This window comes from Pseudomonas sp. IT-P395 (assembly GCF_949767675.1).
GTDB lineage: Bacteria > Pseudomonadota > Gammaproteobacteria > Pseudomonadales > Pseudomonadaceae > Aquipseudomonas.
The window spans coordinates 35,998-48,216 of sequence record NZ_CATKPW010000015.1 but is presented as its reverse complement, the minus strand read 5'-3'; the positions used below and the strand labels follow the sequence as shown (position 1 = coordinate 48,216).

Annotated in this window: 11 protein-coding genes; 8 read left to right on the top strand and 3 right to left on the bottom strand. The window is 60.1% G+C overall.

Annotated elements, in window-relative coordinates:
• Positions 1-100: 100 nt before the first annotated feature.
• Positions 101-616, bottom strand: coding sequence for an Hcp family type VI secretion system effector (locus ACM6IN_RS13695; protein ID WP_008084998.1), 516 nt, complete (start codon positions 614-616; stop codon positions 101-103).
• A gap of 61 nt (positions 617-677) precedes the next feature.
• On the opposite strand from ACM6IN_RS13695, the gene ACM6IN_RS13690 reads away from it, so the two are divergent.
• From ACM6IN_RS13690 to ACM6IN_RS13680, 3 genes are read left to right on the top strand one after another with little or no spacing between them, the layout of a single operon-like run.
• On the top strand, positions 678-1,034 hold the full coding sequence (locus tag ACM6IN_RS13690) for a hypothetical protein (RefSeq protein WP_414916203.1): 357 nt from the start codon (positions 678-680) through the stop codon (positions 1,032-1,034).
• A gap of 60 nt (positions 1,035-1,094) precedes the next feature.
• Positions 1,095-1,916 (top strand): aldo/keto reductase, encoded by an 822-nt coding sequence (locus ACM6IN_RS13685; RefSeq protein WP_414916202.1) that lies wholly within the window; start codon positions 1,095-1,097, stop codon positions 1,914-1,916.
• A gap of 25 nt (positions 1,917-1,941) precedes the next feature.
• On the top strand, positions 1,942-2,412 hold the full coding sequence (locus ACM6IN_RS13680) for a DUF1810 domain-containing protein (RefSeq protein WP_405123267.1): 471 nt from the start codon (positions 1,942-1,944) through the stop codon (positions 2,410-2,412).
• Here ACM6IN_RS13680 and ACM6IN_RS13675 read toward each other — a convergent pair.
• Complete coding sequence (locus ACM6IN_RS13675; protein WP_414916201.1) at positions 2,377-4,737, bottom strand: DNA polymerase II; 2,361 nt, start codon at positions 4,735-4,737, stop codon at positions 2,377-2,379. The two genes, ACM6IN_RS13680 and ACM6IN_RS13675, sit on opposite strands and share 36 nt — an antisense overlap.
• A gap of 198 nt (positions 4,738-4,935) precedes the next feature.
• On the opposite strand from ACM6IN_RS13675, the gene ACM6IN_RS13670 reads away from it, so the two are divergent.
• On the top strand, positions 4,936-5,376 hold the full coding sequence (locus ACM6IN_RS13670) for a CBS domain-containing protein (protein WP_007918278.1): 441 nt from the start codon (positions 4,936-4,938) through the stop codon (positions 5,374-5,376).
• Between the two features lie 130 nt (positions 5,377-5,506).
• Here ACM6IN_RS13670 and ACM6IN_RS13665 read toward each other — a convergent pair whose 3' ends face one another.
• Positions 5,507-6,130, bottom strand: coding sequence for a glutathione S-transferase (locus ACM6IN_RS13665; protein ID WP_007949951.1), 624 nt, complete (start codon positions 6,128-6,130; stop codon positions 5,507-5,509).
• Between the two features lie 1,110 nt (positions 6,131-7,240).
• Here ACM6IN_RS13665 and ACM6IN_RS13660 point away from each other — a divergent pair.
• The 4 genes from ACM6IN_RS13660 to ACM6IN_RS13645 all read left to right on the top strand — a co-directional run bounded on the left by ACM6IN_RS13660 (position 7,241) and on the right by ACM6IN_RS13645 (position 12,138).
• On the top strand, positions 7,241-8,065 hold the full coding sequence (locus ACM6IN_RS13660) for an energy transducer TonB (RefSeq protein ID WP_095114281.1): 825 nt from the start codon (positions 7,241-7,243) through the stop codon (positions 8,063-8,065).
• A 67-nt stretch (positions 8,066-8,132) separates the two neighbouring features.
• On the top strand, positions 8,133-8,819 hold the full coding sequence (locus ACM6IN_RS13655; RefSeq protein ID WP_371857975.1) for a MotA/TolQ/ExbB proton channel family protein: 687 nt from the start codon (positions 8,133-8,135) through the stop codon (positions 8,817-8,819).
• Positions 8,819-9,220: an ExbD/TolR family protein gene (locus ACM6IN_RS13650; protein ID WP_007918272.1), complete on the top strand. Its 402-nt coding sequence runs from the start codon at positions 8,819-8,821 to the stop codon at positions 9,218-9,220. Before ACM6IN_RS13655 ends, ACM6IN_RS13650 begins: the two co-directional genes overlap by 1 nt.
• A 206-nt stretch (positions 9,221-9,426) precedes the next feature.
• Complete coding sequence (locus ACM6IN_RS13645; RefSeq protein WP_185052024.1) at positions 9,427-12,138, top strand: TonB-dependent receptor; 2,712 nt, start codon at positions 9,427-9,429, stop codon at positions 12,136-12,138.
• Positions 12,139-12,219 lie beyond the last annotated feature (81 nt).

Genomic DNA, 12,219 nt, shown 5'->3' with positions numbered 1-12,219 from the left:
CGCGCAACAGCCCTCAAGGGGCTATTGGCAAAAAATTCTTTAGAAGTGAATCCGCCCCGACCAGTTATGCCGATCAGGGCGGTACAACCATCAGCCGTAATTAAACGACTGGAGCACGCCAGTCATCGGAACCCGAAGTACCGGAAACTTCGTGGGTCCAGGTGATTTTGCGGTAGGTGAACTGCACTTCTTCCAGGTGGGTGAAGTGCGCGTTGCCTGGGTCCTGGCAGTTGTGCATTTTGTTGTTGATGGCGACGATGATCGCGTCTTCCAGTTTGGTGGTGTAGTAGTGCTCTTGGGTGCCTTGAGCCGAAGTACGGTACCACTGGATAACGATTTCGCTCATGCGTTCGCCGGAGGTCAGCGCCGCTTGCAGCAGCGGCGAAGCCTTGTCGTAGACCTTGGTGATGACCACTGGCTTGTGCACGCGCTGACCGGTTGGCTGACCGGATTGCGGGTCACGCGGGATGATCACGTCGTGGGTGAAAGCCTGCACCATGACCTGGTCTTCGTGGCCTTCCTGAAAGGTGTTGCCAACGGAGTCAGCGGTGAATGCGCCTGCAGTGATCAGGCCTTGTTTTTCGCCGGTAACCGACATGTACGCTGGTGTTGCCATGGGGTGCTCTCCTTGCTTGAAAGACATACCTCTCAGGCACCATTGCCTGAAAAGGATGGCTATGCGCCATCAAACTTCATGCCAGCTTTTATGCAACCCATACAGATCAAGGCCCCGAGCTCATCGACTGATCTTTTCCTGTGATCAAGCCAATGAAAAACAAGGGAAAGTGCGCAACTTCTTGCGCAGTGGTGTGCAAGAAGTTGCGCACTTAGCTGGAGGCCATGAGCTACGCGGTCTGCAGAGCCTTGCCCGGGTGGAAACAGGCAAGGCACTGCGCAACTTCTTGCGCACTTGTACGTGGATGGATAAAGAAGAGCGCCAGATCAAAAGATCGCAGCCTTCGGCAGCTCCTACATGGGAAACCGCTACCCATAAGGAAAGCGCTGCCGAAGGCCGCGATCTCTTTGCTTATTGAACCCCTGAGCTATCCTGCTGCCCACTAAAAGGTATCGACACATTCAGCAAGGAGGTTTGCATGCGTACCCTCGAATTGGCCGGCGTCCAGGTTCCGGTGATTGGCCAAGGCACCTGGCGCATGGGTGAAGATCGCTCGGCGCACAAGCGTGAAGTGGCGGCGCTGCGCACGGGGATCGAGCTGGGCATGACCCTGATCGACACGGCGGAAATGTACGCCGAGGGCGGTGCCGAAAGCTTGGTTGGCGAGGCCATCGCCGGCCTGCGCGATCAGGTGTTTCTGGTGAGCAAGGTCTACCCGCACAACGCCAGCCGCAAGGGCATCCCGCAAGCTTGCGAGCGCAGTTTGCGCCGGCTCGACACCGACTACATCGACCTCTATCTGTTGCACTGGCGCGGCCAGTATCCGCTGGAGGAAACCGTCGAGGCCTTCGAACGCCTGCGCGAGGATGGCAAGATCGGCCGTTGGGGTGTGTCGAACTTCGATGTTGACGATCTCGAAGAACTCTCAAGCTCGGCCTGCGCGACCAATCAGGTGCTTTACAACCTCGAGGAGCGCGGCATCGAGTTCGATCTGCTGCCGTGGTGCCAACACCAGCGCATGCCGCTGATGGCCTACTGTCCGATTGGCCAGGGCGGTGCCCTGCTCGCCGAGCCGGTGTTGAAAGACATTGCCGCTCGTCACGGCGTAACGCCCGCACAGGTTTCGCTGGCGTGGATTCTGCGTCAGGATGGTGTGATTGCGATTCCCAAGGCTGTGCGACCGGAGCACGTGCAACTCAATGCACAAGCCGCGCAACTGCAACTGGAGGCCGGGGATCTGGCGGCGCTGGACCAGGTTTTTAAAGCGCCACAACGCAAGCAGCGGCTGGCCATGGTCTGAGCCAGCGGCTGGCGAGGGCTTCGCGATGAGAAGCACTGATCAGTACGACCCGTTCAACCTGCAACGCTTTGTCCAGGCCCAGGACCCGGTGTTCGAGCGCGTGCAACGCGAACTCGATGAGGGCCGCAAACGCAGCCACTGGATGTGGTTTGTCTTTCCGCAGTTCGCCGGCCTGGGCGGCAGTGAAATGTCCCGGCGCTACGCCATCGGTTCGGCCGAGGAAGCCCGGGCTTATCTGGCTCACGAACTGCTCGGCGCACGCCTGCGGACTTGCACGCAGTTAGTGCTGAAGGTGCAACAGCGTTCGATTGCGGAGATTTTCGGCCATCCCGATGACCTGAAATTCCATTCCTCAATGACTCTGTTCGCCCAGTTTGCCGCTGAAGACAGCGTGTTCAATCAGGCGCTGGAACGCTACTTCCACGGCATTCTCGACGAATGGACGCTGCAACTGCTCGACTCAAAACAGGCCCAGTTGCCCCCCGATCAGGGTTGAGAAATCGTCGTCGACAAACGGCAGAATCGCGTCCGCCACCGGTTGCAGTTGCCGGGTGATGTAGTGGTCGTAGTCGATCGCGGCGCGGCGCACTTCCAGCGGTTCGGGACCTGCCAGGGTGATGACATAGCTGATCCAGCCGCCATTCTGGTACTGCCGCGGGCGCCCGTGCTGGGCGTTGTAGTCGTCGGCCAGCCGCGCCGCACGCACGTGGGGCGGGACGTTGCGCTCGTAATCGTCGAGAGTGCGGCGCAGGCGCTTGCGGTAGACCAGGCGATCATCGAATTCACCGGCGAGGGTTTTGCGCACGTAGTCACGCACGTAATCCTGATACGGCTTGCGCTGGAAGATCCGCTCGTAGAGTTCCTGCTGGAATTGCCGGGCCAGCAGCGACCAGTCGGTGCGCACGGTTTCCAGGCCTTTGTAAACCATTTCATCGCTGCCATCAGCGCGGGTGACGAGGCCGGCATAACGTTTTTTGCTGCCCTCCTCGGCACCGCGAATGGTCGGCATCAGAAAGCGTTTGTAGTGAATTTCGAATTGCAGTTCGAGCGCGCTTTCCAGACCATATTCATCGCGCACATGCGCGCGCCACCAGTCGTTGACGTGTTTGACCAGCGCATGACCGATGTTCGCCGCTTCTTCCTGTCCGTGCGGGCGACGCAGCCAGACAAACGTTGAATCGGTGTCGCCATAGATCACCGCGTGGCCCTGCTCTTCGATCAGCTTGCGCGTGCGCAGCATGATCTCGTGACCGCGCAGGGTGATCGATGAGGCCAGCCGCGTATCGAAGAAGCGGCAGCCGCTGGAGCCGAGCACGCCGTAGAAGGCGTTCATGATGATTTTCAGCGCTTGCGACAACGGTGCGTTGTGCTCGCGCTTGGCGGTCTCACGACCTTCGGCCACCCGCGAAACGATTGACGGCAGACAATGCCGGGTACGCGAGAACCGCGCACCTCGGAAGCCCGGCACGGAGTCGCTATCGTCCGGGTGTTGCAAGCCTTCGATCAGGCCGACCGGGTCGATCAGAAAGGTGCGAATGATCGATGGATAAAGGCTCTTGTAATCGAGCACCAGCACCGACTCATACAGGCCCGGTTGCGAGTCCATGACAAACCCGCCGGGGCTGGCCTGCGGCGGATTGGTGCCGAGATTCGGCGCGACAAAACCCTGTCGGTGCATCAACGGCATATACAAATGCGTGAACGCTGCTACCGAGCCACCGCTTCTGTCCGCCGGCAGTCCGGTGACACTGGCGCGCTCGAGCAGAAAGGTCAGCAACTCGGTCTTGGCGAAGATCCGCGTGACCAGTTCGCAGTCCTTGAGGTTGTACTTGGCCAGCGCCGGTTTGTCCTCGGCGAACATGCGGTTGATCTCGTCCATGCGCTGGTACGGGTTGTCGATCGACTTGCCTTCGCCGAGCAGAGTCTGGGCAACGTTTTCCAGACTGAACGACGGGAAGCTCCAGGTCGCTGAACGCAGGGACTCGATACCGTCGATGATCAGCCGCCCCGCTGCGGAGGCGAAGTAGTGATTGCGGCTGCCGTGTTCGCGCCATTGCATCTCTTCGCCGCCACGGCCGATCTTCAGCGGCACGCCGAGGCGCCGCGCGTGCTCGTGGAGGATGCGCAAATCGAACTGTACGACGTTCCAGCCGATGATCGCGTCGGGGTCGTGACGGGCGAACCAGTCGTTGAGTTTCTTCAGAATGACCGTGCGCGAGTCGCAGTATTCAAGATCAAAGTCGACGATGCTGGCGTCGCCGTTCGGCGCACCGAGCATGTACACCTGACGTTCGCCGCACCCTTCGAGGGCAATCGAATACAACTCGCCGGTTTCGGTGGTTTCGATGTCGAGCGAGACAAGGCGCAGCTTCGGTCGGTAATCGGGGTCAGGTTTGAGCTTTGCGTTGAGCAATAAGCCGTCGGCATCGGGCGTGCCGCTGAACCGCACCGGTGCGGTGATGAAGCGCTCCATCAGATAGCGCTCCGGCGGGCGCACGTCGGCTTCGTAGACGTCGACCCCGTTGCGGTTGAGCGCGGTTTCCAGGCGCATCAACTGGCCGTGTTGCTGACAATACAGACCGAGTACCGGGCGATGTTCGAAATCCTGCAGGGCCAGCGGGCGCAGTTCGACGTTCTTTTCGTCGTGCAGCAGACGTTCGGCAGCCTCGCGCTGCTCGGCAGGAACAAAGGCCACCGACGGCTGATGCGGCAGGCGCACACGGCGCGGCCCGGCGTCGGTCGCCAGCCAGAACTCGACTTCGGTTCCGGCCGGCGTATCGCGCCAATGCCGGGTCAGGACGAAGCCCTGCGGTAAATCCACCACTGCAACCTCAGGAATTGAATCAGAAGGGCATTCTACGCGGCATTGCCTGGGATGACCCTGGCGATAAATCGCCGTCAGCCACGGAAAAAACCGGCAAATGACGTTTTTTGCGTGTTATCTGCCGCTTTGCCACCTTGCCCTGCGCGCTTGCGTCTACGATGCTTGGAGAACAACGACAACACCTGAGTAACCGCCATGAAGACCGTCGCCCAACTGCTCAAGCTCAAAGATCAGAAAAATCAGGAAGTGCACCAGATCAAACCTGATCACATGGTGCTCGAAGCGCTGATGAAGATGGCCGAGAAAAACGTCGGCGCCTTGCTGGTGGTCGAAGACGAAAAAGTGGTCGGCATCATCAGCGAACGCGACTACGCGCGCAAACTGGTACTGCATGGCCGCTCATCCGTGGGCACGCCGGTGCGCGACATCATGGTGGCGAACGTGATCACCGTCGACACCCACCAAACCGTCGACACTTGCCTGGGCATCATGTCGGACAAACGCCTGCGCCACTTGCCGGTGGTAGAGAACGGCAAGTTGATCGGCCTGCTGTCGATCGGTGACCTGGTCAAGGAAGCGATTGCCGAACAGGCGGAGTTGATCAAGCAGTTGGAGCAGTACATTCGCGGGGAATAAATCCCGAAGACACCACCGCCCCCTGTAGGAGTGAGCCTGCTCGCGATAGCGTTCTGTCTGCCACCTTATTTGTAGGTGACAGACCGCTATCGCGAGCAGGCTCACTCCTACATTTGAATCTGCGGTGTGTTCAGGACGGCCAATGCCGGGCAAACACCGGTGCCAGCACCGGATGCCGGTCAATTCGCTGCAACCACGCATAAAACCCCGGCCGCGTCTGGCGCAAATGCTCGCGGCTGCCCGCCCAGCGCGTCACCACCGCCGCCAGCACATCCAGCGCCCCCGGGGTTTCGTCATCCAGATACAGCTCGGCAGAAAACTGGTCGGCAAATACCTCCCAACTCCAGTGCAAACGCTCACGCGCGCCGGCCACCAGATTCTGTCGCGAGGCTTCGTCGGGCATCAGCAGCCAGCGCTCTGGATAATCGATGACGCCGATCGCTGCGTAGCAATTGCTGACGATGTAGACCAGACCGCGAATGGCCTGATCGCGATCATCCGCCTTGGCTGGCAGCAGGCCGGACTTGGGAAACGTCAGGCCCAGATGAATCAGGATCGCCGCACTCTCGGTGAGAGCGCTGCCGTCGGGCAGTTGCAAGGTCGGTATCTGCTTGAGTGGATTGAGCTGGGCCAGTGCCTCGGCGGCTTCGGTGCTGGCTTCGATATCAATGAAACGGTAAGCGATCTGGCACAGTTCCAGCGCCGCTTCGATGGCGGCTGCGCCTGAATTTCTGTGCCCGTAGAGCTGGTACATATCCAATCCCCCCGAAAAGACCATTGCCACAGGGTAGATGGCTGTAGCGTGGGTGTAGAAAAAATCTGCCTGTGTATCGGTTTTGGCACGGTTTTCCCATGCACTCGCGACTTGCGAATTCAAACCTCGCAAAACAGCGCTGGCGGTGCCCATCCCGCACCAAGAGCAATCATCGAACGCTATCCGCGTTCTTGTAAGGTGCGATACCGAACCAAAAGTTCGCGTATCCGAGCTGGCAACAAGGAGTTCACCGCGTGAATCTTCAAACGCTCTGCCGCATCACAGCCTCTTTGCATTTATCCGTTCGCCGCCGAGTTCATCCGAACAGTCCCGGCTGCCTTCTCACTTACTTTATTACCTGACACCTCGACAGCGCACTGCGTTCGGCAATGAGTTATTGGCCGACGGCAGCGTGCTATTTATTTTTTAAATAAGACTCGGGCAGTTATTGCACAACCGCAGTGTGCATTGAACGACAGCAGGATTGTCGAACAATAACTTTCAGTGCCATTGCAAGTGCACCAAAACTGCTCCACGGACTTGCACTATTCAATACTTCAAACAGTGATTTCATTTAAACAACAACAAGGAACATACCCCGTGAGCCGCTAAAACATTGACCCGCACCAATTCAGTCCGCCGCGCACCAGCAAGTGCCCTGGCCGCCAGCTGCGTAGCCGCTCTATCCCGCTAACCCGCGTGATATGGCGCACAGCCTGACTCGCCTGTGAAAAAGCTCCCTCAACCGGAGTAACGGCATTCTGCGCGCCATGGAAAAACCACGACAAGGGTAAAACTTATATAAATGCGACATGGGTAACACTCATGAAATACGCACTCTACATTTCAGCAACATGTGGCACAGCGGTTGCTATGTGTAACAAGCATGAGACACCGACAGTGCGCTCACGTAATAGAAGAACAACCAGGGAATGGCTAATGAACACTCGAAGTCGATGACGCCAAGCCAGTAAGTTTGCACAAGCCTTGTTAACCGGATAGTTCAACTATCGGCTTCTGCACACCTTGAAAGTTACACCCACCCACTCGAATATCCCCTGGATGTTCGGACGGCACCTTATTGCCCTTCATCAACCCGAGGGAGCTTTAATGAACGATGCGGTAAAGCACAGAACCCTGCCGGGGCCGTTGCGGGAAGCGCCAATTCCGCCGCCACCGGGCAGGCCGGCGTTTAAAGCCAATACCTCGCAACCCGGTGGTCTGAATAAACAGCAGATGGTGTTGCTGGTGGCGGTGTCAGCGCTGATACATGGCGGCGCCTGGTGGTTTCTCCAGCAATCGAAAACACAGCCATTGCCAACGCCGCCGCAGATTCCGGAAATGACCGTCGAGCTGACCAGCCCGACCCCACCGGCACCGCCCACTCCGGAACCGCCACCGCCGCCCCCTCCGCCACCACCGCCGGAACCTGAACAACCGGTAGAAGACGAGGACGCGGTCAAGCCACCGCCGAAACCGGTGGAGAAGCCCAAGCCGATCGAAAAACCAAAACCGGTCGAGAAGCCGAAACCGGTGAAAAAGGTCGAGCCGCCGAAAGCTCCACCGGCCCCGGCACAACCGGCTGCACCCGCTGCCCCGGCCACCCCGAGCGCACCGCCGGCCCCTGCCGCCGCGCCGGGTCCGGTCAAGGAATCGGCAGCGATTTCCGGTCTCGCCAGCCTCGGCAACCCGCCGCCGGAATACCCGTCGCTGGCCCTGCGGCGCAACTGGGAAGGCAGCGTGGTGCTGCGCATTCAGGTGCTGGCCAATGGTCGCGCCGGCTCGGTGACGGTGACCAAATCCAGCGGCAAACCGCAACTGGATGACGCGGCTGTTGCCGCCGTGAAGAACTGGAAATTTATTCCGGCCAAACGCGGTGACACGCCGATCGACGGCTTCGCCACCCAGACCATCGATTTCAAATTGCCGCAATAACCGAACGCTCAATCAACGCACAACCGAATAACGCAAGCGAGGTATCACCATGAACGATTTGTCTTCGATGATTGTCCCCGGCGTGCTCTGGGGTCTGGTGCTGTTTTCCGTGGTCAGCTGGGCGATCCTGCTGGTCAAGTCGGCGCAGTACCTGCGGCAGAAAGCGCAGAACAAACAGTTCACCAAAGCCTTCTGGGGCGCGCCGGATCTGCTCACTGCCGCCGAACACGCCAGCCAGTATCCGGGCTCGCTGGCGCGCATTGCCAGCAGCGGTTTCGAAGCGCTGCTGGTGGAAGACTCGCCGCGCACCACGCAACAACTGGCACACACCATCAACCGCTCGGATCGCCTGGAACGCAACCTGCGCCAGCAGATCCAGAAGGAACGCCGCTCGCTGGAAAACGGCCAGGCGATCCTCGCCAGTATCGGCAGCACCGCGCCGTTCATTGGCCTGTTCGGCACCGTGTGGGGAATCATGGAAGCGCTGAAAAGTATCGGCGAAACCGGCTCGGCCAGCCTTGAAGCGGTGGCTGGGCCGATCGGTCACGCGCTGATCGCCACCGGCGTGGGTATCGCCGTCGCGGTGCCGGCGGTGCTGATTTACAACTTCTTCCTGCGTCGTCTGAAACTCGCTTCGGCGGACATGGATGACTTCGCCCACGACTTCGACGCCCTCGCCTCGCGCAGTGCGTTTTCCATCAGCCGTCAGGCCATCGCCAGCAAAACCACAGCCGCCGTGCGGGAGGCCAGCTGATGTCGTTCTCCACTCAAGACAGCGATGAAGTACTCAGCGAAATGAACGTCACGCCGCTGGTCGACGTGATGCTGGTGCTGCTGGTGGTGTTCATCGTCACCGCGCCGCTGATGACCAACGCGATCAAAGTGAATCTGCCGAAAACCGACGCCGTCGCCCCCGCCGAAAAGAAAGACCCGGTGGTGGTCAGCGTCGATCAGGACGGCAAGTTCTATCTGGCCAAGACCGAGCTGGCACCGGAATCGCTGGAAGCCAGCCTCAAGGAGGTCAAGGCCAAGGACGCCGAAGTACGCGTGCAGTTGCAGGCCGACTCCGCCGTCAATTACGGCCAGGTGGCGAAAGCCATGGCGTCGATCGAACGCTCGGGCATCACCAAGATTTCGGTGATGACCACCCACTGAGTGCGGTGGCGGCCGGGTCTTGAGAGACGCGCCCGCCACCGCCCGCTGAATCCTGTCGCAATCAGCCGACCGAAAAACGCCACGCGTTTTCGGAGGGGATCGGCTTGCTTGAAGAAAGTGGTTTTCCGCACGCGGTATCACCGATAGCGGAGCAATGAGGGGCTCACAAGGCCAATTCGATAACGTCTAAAAAGTCGGAAATAACCATGCTGATGAACACTCCACGCTTCACGCTCAAACCCTTGGTGGCAACGATTTCTCGCCACCGTTTTGTTCCGTTGTATCTGGTGGCCATGGGGATGGGCGCCGGGACTGTGCAGGCGGCCGAGGACGACAACGCTTCGGTCCCGGCAGCTGCGGCGGTGGTTGCGCCGACCACGCAACTGCAACGGGTCGAAGTGACGGGCTCGGCGATTCGCCGGGTCGATGCGGAAACGGCGGTGCCGATCACCATTCTCAAGGCCGATGAACTGCGCAAACAGGGCGTGACCACCACCGCCGAACTGGTGCAGCGCATCACCGGCAGCCAGTCGATCAACAACAGCGCAGGCTCAGTCGGCGCAGCCACTGGCGGCGCCTCGTTCGCCGACATGCGCGGCATCGGCGCGAACAAGACGCTGGTGCTGCTCAACGGTCGACGTCTGGCCAACAACGCCTTGTCCGGCACCAACTCGGCCGGCGGCGCGGTGGATCTGAACATGATCCCGTTTGCCGCCATCGAACGCGTGGAAGTGTTGCGTGACGGCGCGTCGGCGCTGTACGGCACTGACGCCATCGGCGGTGTGATCAACTTCATCACCAAGAAATCCCTGACCGACGGCCAGTTGACCCTCGGCGGCGAAACCCCGACCCACAGCGGCGGCGGCCAAACCAAAGACATGAGCGCCAGTTGGGGCTACGGCGACCTGGAAGAGGACCGCTTCAACGTGCTCGGCGTGTTCAACTACAACAAGCAGCAGAACCTCGACGCCAACGATCGCTCGTTCGCCACCGACTACGCCCCCGGTCGCGGCCTCGATCAGACCTCCGGCACCGCGTTTCCCGGCAACTACAGCCAGAACGGCAACGCCACTAACCCGTTGGCCAACAGCAATTGCAACGGGCCGAACCTGATCGCCCGCGACGGCTTGTGCCGCTTCAGCACCCGCGAATACATCGATCTGGTGCCGCAGACCGAAAAAACCTCGTTCTTCGGCAAGACCACCGGCAAGCTCGGCGACGATCACAACGTCAATCTCGAATACTTCTGGTCGCGCAACAACAACGCCACGGCGATCGGCCCTGCGCCACTGACCGGCCTGAGCCTCGATTCTTCGTCGCCCTACTATCCAGGCAACGGCATCACCCCGGCGCCAACCGATTTCGCCCTCGACCCGACCCAACCGGTGGACGTCAACTGGCGTGAAACCGCTGCCGGCCCGCGGGAATCGAAAGACCAGAACACCAGCCAGCGCTTCCTGCTCAGTTTCGATGGTCTGGTCGCCGGCTGGGATTACAACGTCGGCGCCTCGTACAACCAGAACAAAATCGTCTCCAGCGTCACCAGCGGTTTTGTCAGCGATCAGGCGATGATCAATGGTCTGGCCAGCGGTCTGCTCAACCCGTTCGGCCCGCAATCCGCTGCCGGTCAGCAGTACATCGACGATGCGGCGTACCACGGCGCCTATTCCACTGCTGTGGGTCGTGTAGCCGGTTTCGATGGTCGTATCAGTCGTGAAATCGGCGACTGGTTCGGCGCCGGCCCGTCCGGTCTGGCGCTGGGCGGCGAGTACCGCAAGGAGAAATTCCATCAGGACTTCGAGTCGTTCGCCGGCGACATTCAGAGCCTCGGTATCGACCCGGCCGGCAGCGTTGAAGGCGACCGCAGCGTCAAAGCCGCCTACGCGGAAATCAACGTGCCGGTGCTCGACAGCCTCGAACTGTCCGCCGCCGTGCGTCACGACAAATACAGCGACTTCGGCAGCACCACCAACCCGAAATACTCGTTCCGTTATCAGCCGTTGAAAGAGCTGGTGGTGCGTGGCGCCTACAGTGAAGGTTTCCGTGCGCCGTCGCTGTACGAGCTGTATTCGCCGCGCAGCATCACCTTCACTCAGGGCTACTACAACGACCCGGTGCTGTGTACCGGCGGCGTGGTGCAACCGGGCGGCAACGGCGGCCGCGATTGCGGTCAGCAGTTCCTCAACCAGATTGGCGGCAACGAAGATCTGGCCCCGGAGAAGGCACGTAACGTGACCCTCGGCTTCGTCTATCAGCCGATCAACAACCTCTCGGTAGGTCTGGATTTCTGGTGGATTCACATTTCCAACCAGATCCAGCCGTTCCCGGAATCCACCGTGTTTGATCAGGCCGGTTCCTACCCGGATCGCTTCGTGCGCAACGCCGACGGCACGCTCAATTACATCGTTACCGGCAACGCCAACCTCGGCATCGTCGAAACCAACGGTGTCGACGTCTCGCTGGACTACCGCTTCCCGAACACGCCGTACGGTCAGTTCGGTCTGGGCCTGCAAGGCACCTATGTTGACGAGTACGACTTCCAGAGCACCATCAAAGGCCCGTTCACCGACAAGGTCGGCGACTTCCAGGGTGACGGCGTGATCGCGCGCTGGAAACACAACCTCACCGGTAGCTGGACCTTCGGCGCGGCGCGCGCAGCACTGACCAACCGCTTCACCACGGGTTACAACGACTACGACCGCGACACCCACGCGCGCGTGGCGTCGTATTCGGTGTGGGACCTGTCGGCCGGCTACACCTTCAACAAGGTGCTGGATGTCGATGCCGGAATGAAGAACGTGTTCGACCGCAACCCGCCGTTCTCCAACCAGGCTTACAACTTCCAGAGCGGCTATGACCCGCGCTACACCGATCCGCTGGGCCGCACCTTGTTTGCGCGCATGACGTACCACTTCTAAAGAACGAGCACCGCAAAACCCTGTGGGAGCTGGCTTGCCAGCGATGGCGTCGTATCAGTCGACATTTACTTCACTGACATA